Annotated in this window: 19 protein-coding genes; 12 read left to right on the plus strand and 7 right to left on the minus strand. The window is 31.0% G+C overall.

The annotated features are described in order from the left end of the window. Window positions 1-28 precede the first annotated feature (28 nt). The 5 genes from EQM13_RS01945 to EQM13_RS01965 form a co-directional block, all read right to left on the minus strand. On the minus strand, window positions 29-1,198 hold the full coding sequence (locus EQM13_RS01945) for a UxaA family hydrolase (protein WP_128751799.1): 1,170 nt from the start codon (window positions 1,196-1,198) through the stop codon (window positions 29-31). Then, complete coding sequence (locus EQM13_RS01950) at window positions 1,188-1,484, minus strand: UxaA family hydrolase (protein WP_071139851.1); 297 nt, start codon at window positions 1,482-1,484, stop codon at window positions 1,188-1,190. The genes EQM13_RS01945 and EQM13_RS01950 overlap by 11 nt, the downstream gene beginning before the upstream one ends. Before the next feature lie 185 nt (window positions 1,485-1,669). After that, window positions 1,670-1,951 (minus strand): hypothetical protein, encoded by a 282-nt coding sequence (locus EQM13_RS01955; RefSeq protein ID WP_114218946.1) that lies wholly within the window; start codon window positions 1,949-1,951, stop codon window positions 1,670-1,672. Next, complete coding sequence (locus EQM13_RS01960; protein ID WP_128751800.1) at window positions 1,938-3,038, minus strand: M56 family metallopeptidase; 1,101 nt, start codon at window positions 3,036-3,038, stop codon at window positions 1,938-1,940. The genes EQM13_RS01955 and EQM13_RS01960 overlap by 14 nt, the downstream gene beginning before the upstream one ends. A 64-nt stretch (window positions 3,039-3,102) precedes the next feature. Then, window positions 3,103-3,516, minus strand: coding sequence for a BlaI/MecI/CopY family transcriptional regulator (locus EQM13_RS01965; protein ID WP_071139848.1), 414 nt, complete (start codon window positions 3,514-3,516; stop codon window positions 3,103-3,105). A 526-nt stretch (window positions 3,517-4,042) separates the two neighbouring features. Here EQM13_RS01965 and EQM13_RS01970 point away from each other — a divergent pair. The 9 genes from EQM13_RS01970 to EQM13_RS18430 all read left to right on the plus strand — a co-directional run bounded on the left by EQM13_RS01970 (window position 4,043) and on the right by EQM13_RS18430 (window position 16,948). Continuing rightward, the gene (locus tag EQM13_RS01970; RefSeq protein ID WP_071139847.1) at window positions 4,043-5,278 is read left to right on the plus strand and encodes a radical SAM/SPASM domain-containing protein; all 1,236 of its coding nucleotides are present in this window, start codon (window positions 4,043-4,045) and stop codon (window positions 5,276-5,278) included. Between the two features lie 79 nt (window positions 5,279-5,357). Beyond that, entirely contained in the window at window positions 5,358-5,525 is a 168-nt protein-coding gene (locus tag EQM13_RS18135) for a hypothetical protein (RefSeq protein ID WP_161567146.1), read from the plus strand. 140 nt (window positions 5,526-5,665) lie between these two features. After that, window positions 5,666-8,194 carry an ABC transporter permease gene (locus EQM13_RS01975; protein WP_161567147.1) on the plus strand — a complete coding sequence of 843 codons (2,529 nt, stop codon included), beginning with the start codon at window positions 5,666-5,668 and terminating at the stop codon, window positions 8,192-8,194. A 20-nt stretch (window positions 8,195-8,214) separates the two neighbouring features. Continuing rightward, window positions 8,215-9,462 carry a radical SAM/SPASM domain-containing protein gene (locus EQM13_RS01980; RefSeq protein ID WP_071139845.1) on the plus strand — a complete coding sequence of 416 codons (1,248 nt, stop codon included), beginning with the start codon at window positions 8,215-8,217 and terminating at the stop codon, window positions 9,460-9,462. A gap of 10 nt (window positions 9,463-9,472) precedes the next feature. Then, window positions 9,473-10,492, plus strand: coding sequence for a radical SAM/SPASM domain-containing protein (locus tag EQM13_RS01985; RefSeq protein ID WP_071139844.1), 1,020 nt, complete (start codon window positions 9,473-9,475; stop codon window positions 10,490-10,492). 85 nt (window positions 10,493-10,577) lie between these two features. Further along, window positions 10,578-13,127 carry an ABC transporter permease gene (locus tag EQM13_RS01990; RefSeq protein ID WP_161567148.1) on the plus strand — a complete coding sequence of 850 codons (2,550 nt, stop codon included), beginning with the start codon at window positions 10,578-10,580 and terminating at the stop codon, window positions 13,125-13,127. 27 nt (window positions 13,128-13,154) lie between these two features. Continuing rightward, on the plus strand, window positions 13,155-13,817 hold the full coding sequence (locus EQM13_RS01995) for an ABC transporter ATP-binding protein (RefSeq protein WP_128751803.1): 663 nt from the start codon (window positions 13,155-13,157) through the stop codon (window positions 13,815-13,817). A 241-nt stretch (window positions 13,818-14,058) separates the two neighbouring features. Then, window positions 14,059-16,599 carry an ABC transporter permease gene (locus EQM13_RS02000; protein WP_128751804.1) on the plus strand — a complete coding sequence of 847 codons (2,541 nt, stop codon included), beginning with the start codon at window positions 14,059-14,061 and terminating at the stop codon, window positions 16,597-16,599. Between the two features lie 103 nt (window positions 16,600-16,702). After that, a complete protein-coding gene (locus EQM13_RS18430) occupies window positions 16,703-16,948 on the plus strand; it encodes a hypothetical protein (RefSeq protein WP_206172776.1) in 246 nt (81 codons plus the stop codon). Here EQM13_RS18430 and istB read toward each other — a convergent pair. After that, window positions 16,929-17,693: an IS21-like element helper ATPase IstB gene (gene istB / locus EQM13_RS02010; protein ID WP_114217624.1), complete on the minus strand. Its 765-nt coding sequence runs from the start codon at window positions 17,691-17,693 to the stop codon at window positions 16,929-16,931. The genes EQM13_RS18430 and istB overlap by 20 nt on opposite strands. Before the next feature lies 1 nt (window position 17,694). Continuing rightward, the gene (istA, locus tag EQM13_RS02015) at window positions 17,695-19,278 is read right to left on the minus strand and encodes an IS21 family transposase (protein ID WP_128751667.1); all 1,584 of its coding nucleotides are present in this window, start codon (window positions 19,276-19,278) and stop codon (window positions 17,695-17,697) included. Window positions 19,279-19,380: 102 nt separating this feature from the next. Between istA and EQM13_RS02020 the strand changes: the two genes are divergently transcribed. Genes EQM13_RS02020 through EQM13_RS02030 form a run of 3 tightly spaced genes read left to right on the plus strand, consistent with a single transcriptional unit; the run spans window position 19,381 to window position 22,777 of the window. Beyond that, window positions 19,381-19,932 carry an ABC transporter ATP-binding protein gene (locus EQM13_RS02020; protein ID WP_255417560.1) on the plus strand — a complete coding sequence of 184 codons (552 nt, stop codon included), beginning with the start codon at window positions 19,381-19,383 and terminating at the stop codon, window positions 19,930-19,932. A gap of 29 nt (window positions 19,933-19,961) precedes the next feature. Next, window positions 19,962-20,987: a S8 family serine peptidase gene (locus EQM13_RS02025; RefSeq protein WP_128751806.1), complete on the plus strand. Its 1,026-nt coding sequence runs from the start codon at window positions 19,962-19,964 to the stop codon at window positions 20,985-20,987. A gap of 35 nt (window positions 20,988-21,022) precedes the next feature. Continuing rightward, window positions 21,023-22,777, plus strand: coding sequence for an ABC transporter ATP-binding protein (locus EQM13_RS02030; RefSeq protein WP_128751807.1), 1,755 nt, complete (start codon window positions 21,023-21,025; stop codon window positions 22,775-22,777). The last annotated feature ends 105 nt before the right edge of the window (window positions 22,778-22,882 follow it).

Below are 22,882 nucleotides of genomic sequence, written 5' to 3' on the forward strand. Positions count from 1 at the left end.
AAAATAGAAATATGATTTTTAAATTAGCTTATAAAGTACACCAAATTTCTTGATTCCTGTATATGCATAAATCCGCGAACCCGTAGGATTCTGCTTTTGTGTATTTGCCGTTACATACGTCTATCAATTCTTTTAAAATCATTTCTCCGCATTCCTTAATGCTTTGTCTGCCGTATACCACGTCAGAAATGTCAAGATCCATATTATCAATCATTTTTTCATATGTTTGTTTATTGCCTGTTATCTTGATTACGGGAATAATGGGATTACCTATTGGGGTACCTCGTCCCGTTGTAAATATACAGATTTGGGCCCCTCCAGATACCATGCCGGTAACGGATTCAATATCATATCCCGGTGTATCCATTATTATAAGCCCTTTTTCTTCAGGCGCTTCTCCGTATCGTACCACTTCGTTAACACTGCTCGTTCCGCCCTTGCTGATTCCGCCCAAAGCTTTTTCTTCCAGAGTACTCAATCCGCCCTTAATATTTCCCGGAGTGGGATTTGCCCCTCTAACATCGATTCCAAGCCTTATAAATTCCTTCTCCAAATCTTTAACTATCTTTAATATATCATTTTTCACTTTTTCATTTTTTGCTCTTTTCGCCAATATATGCTCTGTACCGATAAGTTCGGTAGTTTCCCCTAAAAATACGGTACCTCCTTCTTTTATTAAAATATCGCTGCAGTATCCCAGAGATGGATTGGCGGAAAGTCCGGAAGTGGCATCGGAACCGCCGCAATTAGTCGCTAAAATGATATTGGAGAGATCCGTTTCTTCCCTTTTTACCATTGACATTTCTTCAGCCATTTTTCGTGCCAATTTTACTCCCTTTTGGATAGTATTCAATGTACCGCCTTCATCCTGTATTGTCAGGACTTCTATAGGTTTGCTGCTTTTTTTCTTTATTTCCTCAAACAGATCATAAGGTTTTGTTGTTTCACAGCCTAATCCTACAAGTATGGTTCCGTATATATTTGGATTTAAAGAGAGTCCGATTAATGTCCTTCTCATGATTTCAATACCTTTTCCGATTTGACCGCAGCCCTTGGGATTAACTATAGAAACAGCATCCTTTACCTGTTCTGCTATTAATCTTGCCGTTTCGTTTGCACATCCCACTGTCGGCAGAATTAAAATTTTGTTTCTTATTCCATATTTTCCATCCGGTCTTTTATATGCATTAATTTTCATTTTTCGTCATCACGCTTTCTATATTATTAATATGGACATGCTGTCCGACCTTTATGTTATCAGTAGCTTTTCCTATTATTTCCCCATATTTGAAAACCAAATCTCCTTTTTGGATAGGCTTTATTGCAATTTTGTGATACAATTCTATATCCTCTAAAGCACATAATTCAGCAGCTTTTTCATTATTGTAAAATACCGATATACTGTTATTTTTTTCGATGGGAAATAGTGCCATTGCCACATTGTCTTTCTTATTCATAAGAATAGCTTTTTTAGAATCAGGCATTTAAAAAATCCTCCTTTGAAAAATATTTTTCTACAACTAATATTTATTATACCATCTATTTAAATTCTGCACAATTTTTGTATTTGATGCACAGAAGTTTATTTTTTTATATTAAGGGAAAGAATTACTTTTATAATTGCTAAAATAAAATCCACGAATATCATATGATATTCGTGAATTTTATTTTAGCAAGGTTCCCATTCACCAATCCATTTTTCTTTTGAGTAATTATATAGGCGCCTGTATAATTTTTCGTTTACTTTTTTGTATCTCCAGCCGATGACATCGGAAAATGGAGTTATTAAGTGATCGGATTGTACGTTTTCCGTAATCTGAACAGCATTAACAGGCAGTGGCTTTGTTTCTGCTAAATATGGTCCCGAAGCAGAGACATCTTTGGATAAAAGTATTGATCCAATATAAATTGAAATAATACATACAGATATTTTTCTCTTACTTTTTTTCATCCTTTCGCACCTCCTTTATATTTTTATATATGGGTAAGTCTGCAGGCAAATTTTTAACATCATTGACAGTAACAAAGAATTTATTATTGACATAAAGATCATAAGTATTGTCTCGATTTTTAACTAAATATGAATTTTCCTTTGTAAGCTCAACCGTATCGGAAGCATCTTTAGGAGATATAGAATAAGGTTCAAATACAAAACAAAAAGATAAAACAACCAACAATAATACCGGCATAACCATAAAAAAGACATTCTTCAATTTGAATTTTTCTTTTTGTGTGGAATTTTCCAAAACTATGTGAAATCGCTGAGAAAGAGTAGAAACGTTTTCGCTGTCAAAGTTTAGTACCACTTTATTCACATATTTACCAGTATGATGTTTTGCTATTTTTAGAAGACATTCCAGATATTCAATTCGTTTCGATTCACACATTGATTTTGTGGCAGTGAGATCCGTATGCATTTCGAGTATTTTGGATACTTGCCTCCTTAACATATATATAAAAGGATTCCACCAATATATAATACATAAAAATTCAACAATTATTTTAATCAATAAATCGTCATGGTAGTAGTGGGCTACCTCGTGGCTAAAAATGTAGTACCATTCGTTTTCCGAAAGTTCTATTTGAGGAATAACGATCCATGGTTTCCGTATACCCAGTACCATGGGAGTAGAGACAAGATTAGCTTGTATAATTTTAAAACTCATCGGCTTACTGTAGTTTTGAAGTACTTTCCGCAAAGCACCTTGAATCTCTGGATTTCTTACCACAGGAAATTTATTTATCACTTTTGTAAAATTTTTATAAATGATTATTGCTTTACTCAATTGGATGATTGATCCCGTTAACCAAATTAAAACCATAATATGCAGAGGACAAATATTATGACCGTTTAGTTTTAATATTGGTGTTCTAAAGGGAAAAACAATTTTTGGAAGAAGACGTTTGAAAATTAAATTATTCGAAAAGGAAAATTCAAAAGGAATCAGCAGCCTGATAACAATAACAAAGATGCAGAAAAATAATGCACCAATTCCAAGTTTTTTGATTGAATTATTATTTCGTAAAAAGAAGTACATTAAAACAATCGATATACTACTAAAAAAAAGAATAGTTAAAAAAGCAGTAAAAGAGAAGGACGTTTTAATTCCCTCCTTTCAGACGCTTTTTTCTTTCTTCAAGCATTTTTTCAAGTTCTTCTATAACAGCTTCCTCGTTTTTTTCGTGCTCCAGCAAGGTAGCAACAATAGTGGGCGTGGGAATATCTTTATTTAAATTTTGAAACTGTTTGACAAATTGTTTAAGAAAAAAATCGTGTGAACTTATAGTCGGTTTATATCTGCGGGAAAGAACAGTTCCGCTATGAACAATATCGGAAACCTCAATAAGCTTTTTTTTCAGCAGATTTCTTAAAACAGCCTGAGCCGTATTTATACTTATGGAATTATCTATTTGGGGGATGTCTGAGGCCAGCAACGGTTTTTCAGCAGACCATAAAATATTCAAGATATCTAATTCTCTCTCAGTTAATTCAAAACGGTTATTTTGTTTTGGCATTGAAAACTCTCCTTTTATAAAGTTAATATCAAAATCATTTTCAATTTCATTATAAACATAAAAATAAAATATGTCAATTTTTAATGCATTGTTAAATTATAAAAAACATTATATATATACTTGACAAAATATGAAATATATGATTTAATTATATTGTAAATTAAATACATTAATATTATCAAATATACTTTATATAATATAAAAGTAAGAAATAAGCAACCTGGAAGTTAAAGATTTAAGAAGAATGGAAAGCTCATATTGCAAGTACCCCTAAAATATATTCTCCTTTTTGGTAATCATACTAAAAAGGAGAATAAGGATATATTGTTCGATAAAGATTAAAAGGAAAACGTTTAATGAATATAACAAAAACTATAAATTTCTGCGGTAATACTGAGTATATTCGGTTATTTAAGAATGAAAAACAAGAATATTTACTAAATTGATCAAAGCAATATTTGAGTATACGAGGGAATAAGGTATAGTTGAATTAAAAAACAAGGAGAGTTTAATGGGGAGGAATAATATGACTTACAAATTTAGCGAACATAGTGGAAGAATAATAAATCAAAACAAAGTGGTCTTAGGAAATAGGCAAACCGGACAGTGGATGAGAATTTCAAAAGAGGTATATGATATCTTAAATTTGGGAATAGATAATAATCTTTCAATAAGTGAACTAAAAATGAGTTTGTATGATGAAGAAGACAAAAATTATATATCTCAAATATATCTCAAGTTATGCAATATAGGTATTATTGAAGATGAAAATAATAAGCAAGTTTTGCCAAATAAATTAGCTGTATTTGAAATGACTCATAGATGTAACTTAAAATGTATTCATTGTTGTATAGATGCTGATGACCTTGTTAGTGATAATCAAGATTTATCTACCGAGGAAACCAAGTGTGTATTATATAAAATAATAGAATGGAATCCTAAAAGAATACTTTTAAGTGGTGGAGAACCAATGATTAGAAAGGATTTTAAATATTTACTAAAGTATTTAAGAAATAATTATCATGGAACTATAATTGTTTCTACAAATGGGACTCTTATAAACAGTGATAATGTAGATAATTTAGTAGAATGTTCTGATGAAATATCCATTAGTGTTGATGGAATAAACGAAGAAACGTGTTCTATAGTGAGAGGACATGGAGTATTTGATAAGGTTATAAATAGTGTGAAATTATTACAAAGCAGAGGATTTAAAAGAATAACTTTATCTATGACAACGGGTGATAAAAATGAATATTTAGAAGATGATTTTAATGAATTGAATAGATTGTTGGGGACAAAACCTTGCATTAGAGGATTTGCACCGATTGGAAGAGGAGAAAAAAATAGATCATATTTTTCAAGTTATGAGAAAAATGAAATACATGTACCAAATAAATTTATAAGTGATAATTATAATAATCCGATGGTGATGCTTTCTTGTGGGGGTGGAAATAGAGAAATATTTATAGCGCATAATGGTGATATATATCCTTGTCCCTCATTTCTTAGACCGAAATATTTGATGGGAAATATTTTAAAGTTGGATAAATTATCTAATTGGAATAAGGAAGTTTATAAACTATTAAAAGAAATAGATCCCAATAATTATAAAATATGCAAAGGTTGTAAAGTTAATTTGTTTTGCTGGACATGTTTGGCGCAACTTGACAGTGTAAGAGATAATGGTAAAGCGATAGAAAATAAGTGTAAAAAGGTAAAACCAGTATTATTTAAAAGAATTTGGGGTTCTGTAAATTAAAAGATTAGCAATATTTAAATTTCTATATTTAAATTGTAGAATTTTAAATAAATAAAATAAATGAGGGGGGAAAAATCATATGTTGAAAATTAAAAAGATAGAGGACAAAGATTTTGTTGAGGTATTGGCGCAATATGATTGTCAAGTTCTTCATAAACCGAAGTCATATGGTGATAATGATAGCAGTTGTTTCTTTGATTGTTTGTCTCCACCACATCCTAGTTACTATAAATCTCCTGATCTTTAAAATTAACTAAGTATAATCAACCATTTCTTTAAAATTAAAGAAATGGTTGATTATTTATAAAAAAATGATAAATTCAATAAAACTTTTTCAGAGTATTTTGTATTCAAGAAAGAGAGTGAATAATAAACATGGTTGAGAGTATGAAATTATCTTTAAAGTATATAAAGAAATTTTCCACAAGAACCTTTGCGATATCATTAAGCATCATATTAAGTATGCTTTTGATAGTAGGTGTGGGGATTTTATCCCAGAGTGCAAAAGTTTTGGAAGTTGAATATCTTAAATATGATAATGGAAATTTTCATGTAGTATATTCAGAAATAAACAAAAAACAGTTAGAAGAAATAAGAAACACAGAAGGTATAAAGAATATAGCTGTTAAATCATTTTATGATGGATTTAATTATAATGACATTCTATTTATTAGTTTGAATTGTGTTGATGAAAATTATCTTCCTATAAATAATTCCAAAATTATAAAGGGCAGGCTTCCTAAAAATGAAAATGAAATAGCTTTGGAAACATGGGTTATAAGTAATTTGGGAATAAAACCAGATTTGAATCAAACTATAGATGTGAAACTGGAAAACAGAAACGAACGGAGACAGTACAAACTTGTTGGGATAATTGAAGATATAGTCCGAAACAAAACCGCAGGAGTAACTGAAGGCATAGTAGGTAGATCTTCTGAAGAAACGAATACAAATGGATTAAAAGCTTATGTAGAATTTAATGAAAATGTAAATATAATGAATTCTATAAATAATCTTTCAAAGAAAATAGGTTTAGATAAAGATCATATATATAAAAATAAAATGCTTATAGATGTATTAAATCAGACGGGAAAGATAGATAGAAATATGTTATTTTTTTCTGTACTTGTATCTTTTGTATCTGCTATTGTAATATACAGCATTTTTAATATATCAATGTATCAGAGAATAAAAGATTATGGAATAATAAGGGCAATAGGAGGAACCAAGGCTCAGATATTTAAGCTTATACTGTCAGAATTGTTGATAATATCTTCAGCAAGTATACCAATTGGTATACTGGTAGGAATTTTAAGTGCCAAGGGACTCAGTTCTATATTTGGAAAGTTGTTTACCGAATTTGAAATAAGTAATCTTAAAATAATTATACCAAAAGAGATAATATTATTGGCAGTAGTACTTGTATTGATTTTGATAATTATTATATCTGCGTGGATATCATCAAGAGTATTAAAGATATCACCAGTGGAAGCCATATCTAAAAATTTTAAAAGTAATAAGAAAAGCACAAAATCAATTTTCTCTGTGAATGTACTGTCTAAATTTATATCATTTAATAAAATACTTTCATTTAAAAACATAGAAAGGGATAAAAAAGGCGCTTTAATAACCGTATTATCTATGACAATGGGAAGCATTCTTTTTATGGTTTCAAGTTATTATGGAAATATACAACAACAGCAAATAAATGAAAAATTAAAAATAGGGAAAATGTATGATGATTATAAATTAGTTACAAATGGCAATCTTGATATGAATGCCGGACTTAGCAAAGATGAGGTAAAAAAGCTGAAAAATTTGGAAGGAGTGAGAGAAGTAGTTCCCTACAAGACATTATACGGAAGAATATTTTTAGACAAAGATATTATTTACCAGAATTTTATAGAGTTTTTAAGGGACATGAACAGAAAAGAGGAAGGTGCTATGATATTTATAAAGAAAGATGAAAAAAGTTCCAAAATGGTAATGGTAAGTACTTTGTGGGGACTTAATGATGAGTCTTTAAAAAATCTCGACTCGAAATTATTGGAAGGAAATGTTGATTTAACCAAGATGAAGAAAAAACCTGTTGCCATACTGTGTACCCCTTTTAAGGGAAATAGAAAGATAATAGATGCAAATGTTGGAGATACCATAAGAGTTTCTTTCAGAAAAGACGGAGAGCCAGTAAAAGGATTTTGGACTATGGAAGATGAAGGAGAATATGTGGAACAAGAATTTTTAATAGGAGGGATAATTACTTATGATGATTTTCCCACTTCTGATGACTATTATTCAGCTTATGGGTTAGGAGCAGATATGATTGTGTCAGAGAATATTTTTGATAAGCTAAGCGGATTTAAACCTTATAGAATAATAACAGTAAATAAGGAGAAAGGTTATGACAATAGAAGGCTTGAAAAGAAAATTATTAGTATAGCAAGGCAAGGAAAAGGAGTTACGGTAAGGGATTTTACTACTCAGAGAAAAGAAATGAATAAATATGGAGAAACGAAAATGACATTTTTATATGTTATATCGTTGGTGCTGTTTATAATAAGTATGTTTAATATAATAAATAACATAAGCTATAGTCTGATATCAAGGACAGGAGAATTCGGAATGATAAGAGCTGTAGGGCTTACAAATAAAGAATTCAGACAGATGATAAGAACGGAAGGGATATTATATGGAATGGTTTCAAGTATATTTTCACTAATAATAGGGATATCTATAGAGCATAGACTTTATGAGTATTATATATGGTCAATTGAAAACCCGAGATTTATTTTACAGTGGAAGACTTATATTCTAGTGGTATGTGTAAATATACTTATAGGATTGTTATCTACTTATTTCCCGTCGAGAAAGATAAAGAATATGAGTATAGTAGAATCCATAAATTCTTTGAAATAGATAGAACTGGGGGAGATACAATGGGATATAGATTTAGTAATAGCAGTAGGTATATAATAAATGAAAATAAAGTAGTATTGGGGAATCGATATACAGGATTATGGATAAGAATTTCGAAAGAAGTATATGATATTTTAGAATTAGGAATAAATAATGATTTTTCATTAAATGAATTAAAGTGTTGTTTATATGATGAAGAAGATAGAAATTATATAGATAGTTTATATAAGAAATTATGTTATATGGAAATCATAGAAGATAGAAATCCCAAAAAGAGATTAGAAAATAAAATGGCATCGTTTGAAATAACTCATAGATGTAATTTAAAATGTATACATTGTTGTATAGATGCTGATAGTATTGTTAGCGATAAAAAGGATTTAAGTACTAAAAAAGTACAAGAAGTGTTAAATAAACTCATAGAGTGGGGTCCTGCACGAATAATGCTCAGTGGTGGAGAGCCACTGGTTAGAAAAGATTTTACAAAACTCCTAATTTATTTAAGAAAAAGTTATAAAGGTAAGATAGTGGTTTCTACAAATGGTACTCTTATAAATGAATCTAATTCAGAAATTTTATCTAAATGTGCTGATCAAATAGATATTAGTTTAGATGGTATAGACGAAAAGACTTGCAAAGTAGTAAGAGGTACTGGGATATTTGATAAAGTTATAAATAGTGTAAAATTATTACAAAACAAAGGGTTTAAAAATATAACTTTATCTATGGTTATAGGAGATAAAAATCAATATTTAGAAGGAAAATTTAATGAATTAAATAAAATGTTAAATACAATACCGCTCATTAGGGTATTTTCAGCTGTTGGGAGAGGATTAAATAATAGAAGTTCTTTTTTAAATGGCGGAGAGGATGAGACATATGTGCCATCAAATTTTTTGGATGATAATTATGATAAGCCATTTGGGATGTGTAATTGTGGTGCTGGGGAAAGAGAACTATTTATAACTTATAATGGGGATATATACCCATGCCCTGAATTTATGAAATCAGAATATTTACTTGGTAATATATTTAATATAAACAAGATATCAGAATTGAGTATATTCACAAATAATAATATAAAAAATTATAATTTATTATATATGTTAAATTATGAAAATTATAAAGAATGTATAAATTGTAAGGTAAATTTATTTTGCTGGACTTGCCCTGGACAATTAGAAGAATTAAAAAATAATAAGTTAGCTATTGAAGATAAATGTAAAAAAATTAAACCAGTACTGTATAAAAGGATCTGGGAGAGATAGGTGGGAGATAATGCCAGCCATATTTTGGGTTACAACGAGATGTAATTTAAATTGCAAATATTGCTATGAAGGGAAAAATAAATATGAAAAATCAATGTCAAAAGATGTTGTAGATAGAGCTATTGAATATACATTAGATTATTTCAAAGATAGAGAAACAGATAAAAAAGAATTGATTGTTCCTATACATGGAGGAGAACCATTTTTAGAGTTTGGGACTATAAAGTATGTTGTAAAAAAATTTAGAGAGCAATGCGATAAAAAAAGCACAAAATTACTATTCTGTACAACTACAAATGGAACGTTGTTAAATGATGAAATGATTGATTTTATTGTAAAAGAAATGATTGATGTGACAGTAAGCATAGATGGGACAAAAAAGACTCATGATAAAATGAGGCCGTTTAAAAGTGGCGAGGGAAGTCATGATATAGTTTTAAAAAATGTATACAAACTGATCAAATATAAACCTAATATAAGAATAAGAATGACATTTGACAGTGATACTGTGTGTAGTCTGTTTGAAGATATAAAATACTTAATTGACAGAAAATTTAAGGTTATAGTTCCCGCTCCGAATTTGTTCGACACGAATTGGGATGATAAACATGTGGCTATTCTTGAAGATCAGATTCGGAAAATAAAAGAGTATGCAAATGGGAGAAAAGATTTGTTAATAAGTATTATAGATGGGAATTTATATTTTCCGAAGGGTTATTGTAGGGGAGGTGATACGAGTTTTCATATATATCCAGACGGAAAAATATATCCGTGTATATTATCCGCTGGAAATGATGAATTTTGTATAGGAGATATATATAACGGGATAAATGAATTGAGAAGAGATTATTTATTAGGATTTTCTAAAATAAGAAATCCTGATTGTTATGGATGTAAATTATATAATTATTGTGATGGCCCGAGATGTAAAATTGTAAACAAGATAATAACTGGGGATTATTTTTCACCGCCACCTATGAACTGTTCTTTAGAAAATTTACAGTACAAGATAAATCTTTTGAATAAATAAAGCTGATATTAAAATATTTGATATATTTTAATATCAAATGTTCATTTGTTATAATGGTCATGGATATAGAAAGGAGTTGGTGAGCATGAAAAGTTATTTAAAAATAGCCCCTTCCTACATAAAAAAATACAGAAGCAGATCTGTTGCAATATTACTGAGCATGATCCTCAGTGCATCTCTTATAATAGGTGTAGGTACTTTATCTAAAAGTGCCAGGGAGGAAAACATTAACCAGACAAGGAAAGAACTTGGAGACCTCCATGCAGCATATAAAGATATAAATAAGAATCAATTAGATATAATACGAAAAAATAAAGCTGTAGAGAAAATAGGTTTGTCTTCTTATTACGGTGGGAGTGATCCGAATTTCAAATTAGCAATGAATTTAGAGAAAGTAGACCAAAACTATATAAGCATGTATGACCCAAAGATAATAAAGGGAAGATTTCCGTCTAAAGTAGGGGAAATAGCTTTGGAAGAATGGGTTATGAAAAACCTTCAAATGAAGCCTACTGTCGGTCAAAAATTTTCTATAAAGCTGTGTGAGAAAAAAGAATTAGAAACTTATACAGTGGTAGGAATATTGAAGGACATACCAAGTAATAAATCTATGGGAGCAGCAGAAGGATATCTGGCTTTAGACAAAGAGTCCCTAAATGAAGTTAATGCATATGTAAAATTTGATGAAAAATCAAACATACTTAAAAATATAGATAGATTATCCGGAGAACTTAGTATACCTAAAAACAAAATCGGGAAGAATTCCATGCTTATAGAACTTATAGGCAAAGGTGAATATATAGACTATGATGTTATAAAACTTGCACTCATATTAGCTTTGGTTGGCGGAATAGTTATATACAGCATATTCAACATATCAATACTTCAGAGAATATCGGACTATGGAATAATAAAAGCATTGGGAGGCACATCACGTCAGATATTTAATTTGGTATTATTTGAGCTTTTCCTGCTATCTTTAATAAGTATACCGATTGGAACGGCAGGAGGTCTGCTTACGGCAAGGCTTTTGAGTTCAGTGTCCGGAGGACTGTTCACAGAAGGTCAGGTTCATATAAAACATATTATAATATCAAAAAGTTCTATATTTCTGTTTATTGCAGTAATTTTTGCTGTTATCCTTATCATATCCTTTAAGATTTTCTATACCATAAAGAAGATATCATCCATAGAAGCAATAAGAAAAAATATAGATAAAGAAGAAATAAAAAATAAGAACATATTTCATGACAAAGTGTTAATTGAACAGTTTGGAATATCTAAAGTTGTATTGCTGAAAAACATATTCAGAAACAAAAAAGGCTTTTATACCACGGTGATATGCATGAGCTTGGGAAGTATTATATTTATAGTAAGCAATTTCCAAAATGTTTTATACAAAAAACAGGATGAGATATTCCTTCGAAACAGCGGCATGAACTGTGATTTTAAGATAACTCTTAATTTTCCCCATTATTTAAGTGAAGGAATATCAGATGAACAGCTAAAAGAGATAAAGAAATTAAAGGGAGTAAAGGAAGGAAAATCGGTTCAAGTACTTTATTCACGAATGGCCATAGATAAAGATCAAATAGGTATACCCGAATATTTTAAAAGGCGAAATGAAAGTGGTTATATTAAAACAGTATTAAAAGGATTGCTGACTAAAAACAAAGAAGGAAGATATACATTAAAACAAACTGTATTTGGATATGACGATAGCAGCTTGAAGGATCTTAAAGATTATCTTGCTGAAGGTGAGATAGACGTTGACAGGATGAAGAAAGGAGACACGGCATTAATACTTATTCCCAAACCCGGCATTGAAATGGGAATGGAGAGCATGAAAGGGATGAAAACATTAAATATAAAAGTGGGGGATAAAGTAAAGATAAGATTTAGGAAAGATGGAGAAATAAGCGAGGAATTTTTTAAGATGGAAGATAAAGGAGAATATGTAGAAAAGGAGTTTACCGTAGGCGGAATAATAGAAGATAACACACAGCATATGGATGTTTATGCCGATGAATGCGGTTCTCTTATATTATCTCAAGATAAATTTAAAGAGATGACAGGATTTAAAAATTATCAAATAGTAGATGTAAACAAGGTAAAAAATGAAGATGAGAATAAACTGTACGATGATATTGTTAAAATATCAAGCAGAACGCCGGGAACGGTTGTAAGAAGTTTTTATAAAGAGATAAAAGAAGAACAAGTTTCGACGGATAGAGAATTCGCGTTTAGATATGCTATAGTTGCAATTTTGTTTTTGATAAGTGTAATAAATATATTAAATACCATAAGCTATAATCTGACATCAAGATCAAAGGAATTTGGAATGATGAGAGCCATAGGAATGACCGACAGAGAATTTAAAAATATGATAGGCTTTGAGGGAATACTGTATGGGATAATATCGGGGATAACGTCGTTTGTGGGAGGACTAATAGGACAAGTCACATTATTTGAACATTTAAAGCCTGTACTTACAAATCCTCAGTTTACGATACAGTGGGGAAATTATATATTATCAGTATGTATGAATATATTCATAGGATATATAGTTACTTATATTCCGTCAAGGAAGATAAAAAAATTATCGATAGTCGAATCTATAAGTGCTGTGGAGTAGAGAATTCATGAAAGGAGGGTTTAATTTATGCCCATATTAAAAACTGTAAACTTAAATAAGATTTACGGAGAAGATGAAAATAGAGTATATGCATTGAAAAATATAAATATGAGCGTAGATAAAGGAGAATTTGTAGCAATAATAGGACCCAGCGGAAGCGGGAAATCAACGCTGCTTCATCTTCTGGGAGGCCTTGACAGGCCAACGGAAGGGACCGTTAAAATAAACGGTGATGATATATATAAATTTTCGGAGGATATGCTGGCTAAATACAGAAGAACAAATATAGGGTTTGTATTTCAGCAGTACAATTTAATATCCGTATTAGATGCAAGAGAAAATATAGAGCTGCCAATAAGACTTGATAAAAAAATACCTGATAAAGAATATATAGATAAACTGATAAATTTTTTGGGACTCACTGAAAGACAAGAACATTTTCCAAATCAGCTTTCAGGAGGGCAGCAGCAGAGAGTGGCTATAGGAAGGGCGTTGGCGGCAAAGCCAAGTATAATACTTGCAGACGAACCTACGGGGAATTTGGATACGAAAACTACGGAAGAAGTAATGGAACTTCTTGAAATGTCCAGCAGAGAATTCAATCAAACGCTGATAGTTATAACCCACAATACCAGTATAGCAAAGAAAGCAGAGAGAGTGATTTCCATAGTAGACGGAGAAATTCAATAGATGTTTAGCGACTACGAGAGTGACATATATGAAAAATAAAATAAAGGTGTACTTATGGATATAAGAATTGATGACAATCACGAATATCTGAGAGATAATGTAATAGAAGAGAATATCTTTTAGCTGTGTATAAATAAGTTTATGAGAGATGATTACTTGCTGATCTCTTTGGTAGTAAGTAGCTAAAATATATTTATAAAAAATTTATTTAGAGATACTGAAAGCGGAGGAGAGATTTCAAATGAAATCATACAAATCTTTAGCACTAAGGTATATCAAGAAGAACATTTCTGAGTCGTTTTCAATAATATTGAGCATAGTTTTGAGTATGAGTTTAATTATAGGAATGAGTACTCTTTCGCTGAGTGCTAAAAATGCAGAAGTTGAAAAGGTTAAATATGAGGGGAAATACCATGTAAGATTTGATGAGCTGGATAAAGAGCAGTTAAACCTGTTAAAAAAGAACAGCAAGAATATTAAATCTATGGGAGTATATGTATATTATGCATCTTGGAATTATAAAGAAAAAATTTATATGAATTTATTAAATGCTAATGAAGAATATATAAATTTCAGAAATTCAAAAATAATTTCAGGAAGATACCCTTTAAAATCTGGGGAGATTGCGTTGGAAAAGTGGGTTATATACAATATTGGATTAAAACCCTTATTGAATCAAAAGATAACTATGAATTTAGAAAATATAAATGGGAAATCAAAAGGAGAAGAAGAATTTGAACTGGTAGGAATTTTGAGTGATAGCCCCAGAGGGAAATCTGCATTGGATGCGGTGGGAATATTGAACCTGCAGCAAGATGGACTTAACAGGGTTGACAAAAAGCATCCTATGGACGTTTATATTGAATTTAAAGATGGAGTTGATTTGAATAAATCGATTAAAGAACTTACCGAACTTATAAAAGCTAAAAAAGATAAAATAAGTATAAATTATGAACTTCTGGAAGCTATGGGTGAGCTTAATGATATAAATTGGGATATAGTAATCGTTTCTTTATTTGTTGTTGTATTGTCATCTATGATAATATACAGCATTTTTAGTATTTCCATGTATAAAAGAATTAGAGAATATGGGATGATAAAAGCAGTAGGAGCTACGTCAGGTCAGATATTCAAAATTATTTTTTGTGAGATGTTTGGACTTCTGATAATATCAATACCATTAGGTGCGATAGGTGGATATTTGGGAGCTTGGGGATTACAAAGGATTACAACGGGATTATTTACTGACAGTTATATTAACAGCGGACAAATAGTTTTTTCCATTTCGTCCTTTGTCGTTAGCATATTGGTAGCTCTGATTTCAATAACTGTTTCAACTGCAAAGATATCAAGCTTTATATGGAAAACACCGGCAGTAGATATAATAACGGAAGGATTTGAGCAGAAAAAAACAAGGAATATTAAAAAACATAGAAGCTTAAATAATATGGATATTACATATAAAATAATAAACCGTAATATTATTAAAAATAATAAAAAGTTTTGGACTATGGTTTTATCAATGAGTTTAGGTGGAGTATTATTTATTTCAGCAAACTTTTATAATGATGCTATAAGCAGAAATATAGATATTAAACAAAACTCTTCAAAATTCAACGCGGATTATGAAGTATTTATTAATCCTGTTATACCCTTATTTCAAGGGTTCAGCAAAAAAGATGTAAAAGATATTGAGAATATCAACGGAATAAAAGAGGTAATACCAATTCAGAAACTGTATGGTCAGCTCCTTTTAGATAAAAAAGACATAGCGGATATGGAGTATTTTGATAATATAAACAATAGCAGATATTATAAAGAGGTGCTTAAGGGAATTATAAAACAAGATAAATATTCAGATAAGTATATTCTTGAAAATAATTTATGGGGATATACAGATCAGCAGATTAAAAGTCTTAAGGACTATTTAGTAGAGGGAAGACTTGATGATAATATGTTTGAAAAAGAAGATAAGGTCATTATATATATGCCTAAAGGCAAAAATGGATATGTAGGTAATATATCGGTAGGAGATGAAATCCAAATTAGATTTAAAAAAGATGGGGTTTTGATTTCTCAGAGAGAAGAAAATTTTAGGGAACCCGGAAAACATAATGACTATGTCAATAAAACATTAAAAGTCGGTGCAATAGTTTCAACTTTGCCTACTAAAGATATTTATTATGTTATGGATAATAGCATAGATGTGATTATTCCAATTAATAAATTTTACGAATTAACAAAATGTGATAAGTACAGAATGATAAAAATCAATAAATATAAAAATGTTTCTCATGAAATAATTAACGAAAAATTGTTGGAAAAAATAAACAAAATTAATGGTTCCTATATCTTAGACTATAGTCAAGAAAGGGAGAATATAAAAACTTTAAATGAAGAGAGAAAGATTTCTATTTATTCTATAGTATTGGTAGTATTTCTTATCTCATTTATAAATGTAATAAATGAGATAAACCACAATTTTTTATCAAGAGCGAAGGAATTTAATATGATGATAGCTGTAGGTCTTACAAATACACAGTTCAATAACATGATAAGATATGAAGGAATTTTCTATGGTTTGATAAGTTCGATTATTACTTGCCTTGCAAGTGTAATTGCGGAAATATTTATTTATAATTATCTTAAGGGAAGACAGATTCTTGTAAATCCCAAATTTATTTTTAATTTTAATGCGTATATAGTTATTATAGTTATTAATTTGTCTATTGGAATTTTGTCTACACACATTTCTTCAAGAGTTATAAGAAAGACGAGATAGGTATAATAGCACACAGATATCAGTATATTCTAGATGACTTGGGGGTTACATAAGTACTTTCCTAAGTATTATAAAGTAGAAAATCATGAGGAGGATTTAATTTATGCAAGTACTAAAAACTATAAACTTAAATAAGATCTATGGAGAAGATGAAAATAGAGTATATGCATTGAAAAATATAAATATGAGCGTAGATAAAGGAGAATTTGTAGCAATAATAGGACCCTGTATTTGTCAACCGAAAATTAGGTCAAAAGACCATTTAATTTTAGGTCACTTTCTTGTAAATAAATGTGCCTCTAAAATTTGTGTACAAAGGCACAAATACTTTAAGCTGTTAAAGATTTAATAGATGCACCATTTTCTCTTAATGTTTCTCTTAGCCGATAAGAATCACCCTCCATGTCGACAAGAATTGCCTTGTAAGTAAGTCTATCTATCATCGCACTTGTAACTGTCGGATCACCGAAAACCTCAATCCAACGCTCAAATGAAAGGTTAGAAGTAATTATTGTTGATTTCCTTGCTGCCCTTAAAGAAAGATTATTAAACAGCAGATCTGTCCCTTCCCGGTCAAACGAGGTGTACCCAAGTTCATCTGCCACTACAAGGTCATATTTTTCAAATCTATTCTCAAAATATCTCAAGGTCTTAGCGCTATTGCTTTCCTTCAATGTAGTAACCAGTAGTGGAATTGTCGTGAACAGAACCTTATAACCTGCCATGCAAGCCTTTAATGCTAAAGCAATACTAACCATAGTTTTTCCGGTTCCCGGGTTACCGGTCATTATGATATTTTTGCCTTTTTCGATAAAATCAAGTGTTGCTAACTCAGGAAGTCTTTTCTGCATATCTACTGGGAGACAGTCAATTTCAATATCTTCAATATATTGCCTGTAAGGCAAATGTGCATTTCGAATACGACATTCAATGGAACGCTTATCCTTTTCTTCCATCTCATAAGTTAAAAGCTTATGAAGAAAATCCTCATAATCAGCCGCTTCAGATATTACTTCTTCATAGTGAGTTTTAATTCCTTTAAGTTTCAATATATTACAGTATTCTTTAATCTCTTCATTTAATTTAACCTTCATACTATACAGCCTCCTTGTTAAGCTTTCTTGATTGGAGTGCTGCAAGTTTATCATAAATCGATAATGTGCTCCTTGATTTTTCAGTTAGATGATCATTTAATGGAACAGTAACGCAAATTTCTTTTTCCTTTCTACTTTCACAAATCACCTTAACCTTATCAGCACTCATATCCATTGGTGACAGTTTTTCAAGTTCCCTTAAAGCTTCTGTCACAGCATGGATTCCTTTTTCATAAATAATTTCTAAAACTTGTAGAAATGTCTTGGCATCTTTGGTATAATACTGTTCATAGATATATTTGATCTGGGTGTCCGTTTGGAGCAGTGCTGTGCTTCCTTTGAGGGCACCTGGTTTTTTATGTAGAGTTCTAAGATAATGATGAATCTCAATTTTCCAGTCATGCAGTTTAAAACTGCGGTCATGTTTAGCTACAATGCTGTTATCGTAGTAGATAATTATCTTATCTGTAAACATCTTCACTTTTACCATTTTACCAACTAATGTATCCGGCACAGAATAATGATTTTGACTTACCGTTACGGTCGAATATTTGTCAACACGGTTTTCTGAATAAATACTGCTTTCAAACTTAGGTAAGTTAGGAAACAAGTGTTTTTGCTCTTCTTTAAAGATTTCCATCGGCACCAATCCGTTAGATGTTTCTTTATTATTAAGCTTCATACATTCTTCAAAAAGAAACTTGTTTGCTTCTGCAAGAGTGTCGAATTTGTCATTACCCGGCTCACTGAATACTTTTCTTCTAACATATTCTACACTTCTCTCAACGTGGCCCTTTTCATTGCCTTTTGCAATATTCGTGAACCTAAAGTTGAATCCATAGTATATTGATAATTCTGTCAATGCTTTTGTTGGCTCTTTTTCGAACAATCCAACAAATTTCTTAACTGCAACCCTCATATTATCATAGACCATTGTTCTAAAATTACCTTTGCAAAATGAGAAAAATTCTGCATGTGATTGTTGAAATGCTGGAGTATCTTGAGATTTAAAAAGCATTGAATATCTGATTCCGCTTTTAGCAGGAGTAAAAACTGCCATTTGATAAGCTTTATATCCTTCTCCCCCTATATCTAATTTTGCCGTACCCCAGTCAAATTCACATACATCTCCAAGAACATATTCTTGTCTTATGAAAGCTTCACGATGCCTATCCTCGATTGTTTTAACTAATCTTTTAACTGATGAATAACTAATATTAAAATTTTTCTTTAACAAGTATTCATGAATATCAATTTTTCTCATTTGCTGCTTTGACATACCGTTAGCACGCTTCCATTCATTAACCTTTAAGCATTCTTCAATTACTTCAATCATCTCAGATGTTACCTTGTTTGGCCCTCTGTTTTCAGAATTGTATTTTGGTTTTTCAACAATTGCTTGAATTAATTCTTTTGTATCTGTTTCAGGATTTTTTGCTAAAAGTTCTTGCTTTTGATTTTCATACTCATTTACATATTTATTTACAGTATCCTTGCTCATGTGAAGCTCACTGGCAATGCTTCGATTGCTCATACCGTCAATATGTTTAAGTATGATTTTTTGTTTTTGATTCAATTTTATCACTTCCTTCTCTTCCTCCTCCCAGTTTATACTGAAAGGATACCATATTTTCTTAAGAAAGTGACCTAATTTTCAATGAGCCAGCTGACCTATTTTTAGATTAGCATAAACAGACCCAGCGGAAGCGGGAAATCAACTCTGCTTCATCTTTTGGGAGGCCTTGACAGGCCAACGGAAGGGACCGTTAAAATAAACGGTGATGATATATATAAATTTTCGGAGGATATGCTGGCTAAATACAGAAGAACAAATATAGGGTTTGTATTTCAGCAGTACAATTTAATATCCGTATTAGATGCAAGAGAAAATATAGAGCTGCCAATAAGACTTGATAAAAAAATACCTGATAAAGAATATATAGATAAACTGATAAATTTTTTGGGACTCACTGAAAGACAAGAACATTTTCCAAATCAGCTTTCAGGAGGGCAGCAGCAGAGAGTGGCTATAGGAAGAGCGTTGGCAGCAAAGCCAAGTATAATACTTGCAGACGAACCTACGGGGAATTTGGATACGAAAACTACTGAAGAAGTAATGAAGCTTCTTGAAATGTCCAGCAGAGAATTCAATCAAACGCTGATAGTTATAACCCACAATACCAGTATAGCTAAGAAAGCGGAGAGAGTGATTTCTATAGTAGACGGAAAAATTCAATAGATGTTTTATAGTAAGCAAAGGTGATACATATGAAAAATAAAGTAAAGGCAGTACTGATGGATACGGGAGTTGATAAAAATCACGAATATCTGAAAGATAATATAATAGGAGGAATGTCTTTTAGCTGTGATGATGAATATATAACGGCGGATGATAATTATGAAGACGAGAACGGCCACGGGACTTCCTGTGCCTCCGTTATAAAGAGAGAATTCAAGGATGTGGAAATATTTGCGGTGAAAGTCCTTGATGAAATGGGAAGGACAAACATACAGATATTAGAAGAAGCCTTAAAGTATTTCTTGGATAAGAATTTCAGGCTTATAAATTTGAGCTTGTCGGTTATAGAAAATGAAGAAGTGGAAGACTTGTACGGAATATGCGGGAAGCTGAAAGAAAAAGGCAAGATAATTGTATGTTCCCTTGCAAACGGATTTGAAAAAAGTTATCCTGCTTCATTTGATAATGTTATAGGTGTTAAGGGCTTTATATTGGAAGATGAAAACTCTTTCTGGTACAGCAAAGATAAAGATATCCAGTGCATCATGGACAATAACCCGTATATGAACTGCAAACCAGGAAATTCTTATGCTCTGTTCGGAAAATGCAACAGTCAGGCAGCAGGAAAACTTACGGGAAAGATTGCCCGTATGTTATCGGAAGAACCGGAAATGACATTTGAATCATTAAATGACAAACTCGAAATCATGGCTCGCAGAAACAACTGGACAGAAAGGGATTTGCAAGCAAGCAAAAGGTACCCCGACTTTAAGAAAAATTTATATGACAAAAACAGTCCCATTCTTTTAAAGACAGCGGATGCCGTAAAAGAAGCACTAAAATTAGATAAATCCGATGGTATATACGAATATGGCCTTTTCAGCAGGAAAATCGGATTAACATATGATAACTGCTTTGAAGTATTAAAGAAACTGGAAGGAGAATTTAATATTAAATTTGATTATCCCAATATATCAAGATATGATTTCATATCAATAGAAACCCTAACGGATCTTGTAGCAAAGACCTTATCATATCAAAAAGATAATATATAATTTCCATTAACATAAATAATGATGGAGATGAAAAAATGAACAAAAGGAAAAACATAAAAAGGTTTTTAAAAATATTGTTAAAAAACAGTAAAGGCATTATGCTTATATACTTTATCATAATGCTCTCCATATCAGTATTGGGCCTTTTTCAGCCTCAGCTGATAAAGAGAATCCTCGACGATGCCATACAGGGGAGCAATATTAAATTACTGATAAAACTTGCAATATTATACGGTTTAATAAGCCTCATAACAGCCATGCTTAATATAATACTGCAGTATATGTACTCCAAGATGCAGAAGAAAATCTCAATCAATTTGAAGATGAATATCCTAAAACATATATCAAAACTATCGGGGAATTATTTTACAAACATAAAAACCGGGAATATACTTAGCACCATAGAAAACGACATATACACCATAGAAAGTTTTGGAGTTGACGTATTATTCTCATTAATAATAGACATTTTCACAGCCGTCATGGCTTTATTCTTTCTAATAAAAATGGAATCAAGCCTGCTGATTTTAGTTGTATTACTTCAATTCATTCTGATGTTCAGCCAATTCAAATTCAATAAGATCATATCGGAAAGAATAAGTGAAATAAGAAACAAAGCAGGAAACATATCAAACATAATAGAAGAATACATATCGAACATAATGAACGTAGTAATAACAAAATCGATCTTTAAATTCTTTAAAAACTATATAAACAAAGAAAAAAACATCATAAAGAAATTCGTAAAACTTGACGTTATCATTTCATGCAATTCCTCCTGGGGAAGACTTTTAAGCAGCTTAATAACAATATTAATCTACGGATACGGAGGATACAAAATAATAAACAAAGAAATGACCTTCGGTGAACTCATTGCATTTCAGCAATATGTAGGAATGTTCATAGGGCCCTGCATGGAAATAATAAACGCAAACACCAAAATACAGAGATCTTCAGTATCAATAAACCGAGTATTTAATATAACAGACGAACCAATAACCATAAAACAAGACAATAAAGGGAAAAGATGCACCGAAGACTTCAAAGGAAACATCTCATTCAACGAAGTCAGCTTTTCCTATAACAAAGACAATAAAATCTTGGACAAGATAAACCTAAAATTTGAAAACGGAAAAGCGACAGCATTAGTAGGATCAAGCGGCTGCGGAAAAACAACAATAATCAAACTTCTGTACAGACTTTGGGATGCGGACGAAGGAAACATAACAATAGACGGAATACCATTAAAAGAATACAACCTGAAAAGTATAAGAAAAGAGATCTCAATAGTAACCCAAGATCTTTTATTATTCGACGATACAATAATGAATAATTTAACCTTAGAAAAAAATAAAGATAAGAGCTATGTAGAAGATTTATGCAGAAAAGCGGGGATCTATAACTTCATCTCAAATCTTCCCCAAGGATTTGACACAATAGTAGGAGAAAGAGGAGTAAAACTGTCAGGAGGACAGAAACAGAGAATAGCCATAGTAAGAGCCATATTGAACAATTCAAAGATAATAATATTTGACGAAGCCACCTCAGCCTTAGACAGCATATCCCAAAAGAAAATATCCGAAAACATGAAAGAATTCTTAAAAGAGAAGACAGTCATAGAAATAGCCCATAGATTATCCTCAATAAAAGATGCAGATATCATATATGTAATACATAAAGGGAAAGCAGTGGAAAAAGGGAACTTTGAGGAATTGGTAGAAAAGAAGGGATATTATTACAGATTCTTGAAGGAACAAAGTATGGATTCCGATGCAGATTCTATTGCATAGGCTTTACACATATAAAGAAAAAATATATTAATTTTAGATATATTATTAGATTATAAAAAATATTGTATGCATACTTGATAAAACATTAAATATATGCTTTAATTA

The organism is Acidilutibacter cellobiosedens (assembly GCF_004103715.1).
In the GTDB taxonomy this organism is placed as follows: domain Bacteria; phylum Bacillota; class Clostridia; order Tissierellales; family Acidilutibacteraceae; genus Acidilutibacter; species Acidilutibacter cellobiosedens.

What these genes read in the sequence shown, in the direction of transcription:
- EQM13_RS01945 (WP_128751799.1), bottom strand. Translation starts at nt 1,198, where the DNA reads ATGAAAATTAATGCATATAAAAGACCGGATGGAAAATATGGAATAAGA.
- EQM13_RS01950 (WP_071139851.1), bottom strand. Translation starts at nt 1,484, where the DNA reads ATGCCTGATTCTAAAAAAGCTATTCTTATGAATAAGAAAGACAATGTG.
- EQM13_RS01955 (WP_114218946.1), bottom strand. Translation starts at nt 1,951, where the DNA reads ATGAAAAAAAGTAAGAGAAAAATATCTGTATGTATTATTTCAATTTAT.
- EQM13_RS01960 (WP_128751800.1), bottom strand. Translation starts at nt 3,038, where the DNA reads ATGTACTTCTTTTTACGAAATAATAATTCAATCAAAAAACTTGGAATT.
- EQM13_RS01965 (WP_071139848.1), bottom strand. Translation starts at nt 3,516, where the DNA reads ATGCCAAAACAAAATAACCGTTTTGAATTAACTGAGAGAGAATTAGAT.
- EQM13_RS01970 (WP_071139847.1), top strand. Translation starts at nt 4,043, where the DNA reads ATGACTTACAAATTTAGCGAACATAGTGGAAGAATAATAAATCAAAAC.
- EQM13_RS18135 (WP_161567146.1), top strand. Translation starts at nt 5,358, where the DNA reads ATGTTGAAAATTAAAAAGATAGAGGACAAAGATTTTGTTGAGGTATTG.
- EQM13_RS01975 (WP_161567147.1), top strand. Translation starts at nt 5,666, where the DNA reads ATGAAATTATCTTTAAAGTATATAAAGAAATTTTCCACAAGAACCTTT.
- EQM13_RS01980 (WP_071139845.1), top strand. Translation starts at nt 8,215, where the DNA reads ATGGGATATAGATTTAGTAATAGCAGTAGGTATATAATAAATGAAAAT.
- EQM13_RS01985 (WP_071139844.1), top strand. Translation starts at nt 9,473, where the DNA reads ATGCCAGCCATATTTTGGGTTACAACGAGATGTAATTTAAATTGCAAA.
- EQM13_RS01990 (WP_161567148.1), top strand. Translation starts at nt 10,578, where the DNA reads ATGAAAAGTTATTTAAAAATAGCCCCTTCCTACATAAAAAAATACAGA.
- EQM13_RS01995 (WP_128751803.1), top strand. Translation starts at nt 13,155, where the DNA reads ATGCCCATATTAAAAACTGTAAACTTAAATAAGATTTACGGAGAAGAT.
- EQM13_RS02000 (WP_128751804.1), top strand. Translation starts at nt 14,059, where the DNA reads ATGAAATCATACAAATCTTTAGCACTAAGGTATATCAAGAAGAACATT.
- EQM13_RS18430 (WP_206172776.1), top strand. Translation starts at nt 16,703, where the DNA reads ATGCAAGTACTAAAAACTATAAACTTAAATAAGATCTATGGAGAAGAT.
- istB (WP_114217624.1), bottom strand. Translation starts at nt 17,693, where the DNA reads ATGAAGGTTAAATTAAATGAAGAGATTAAAGAATACTGTAATATATTG.
- EQM13_RS02025 (WP_128751806.1), top strand. Translation starts at nt 19,962, where the DNA reads ATGAAAAATAAAGTAAAGGCAGTACTGATGGATACGGGAGTTGATAAA.
- EQM13_RS02030 (WP_128751807.1), top strand. Translation starts at nt 21,023, where the DNA reads ATGAACAAAAGGAAAAACATAAAAAGGTTTTTAAAAATATTGTTAAAA.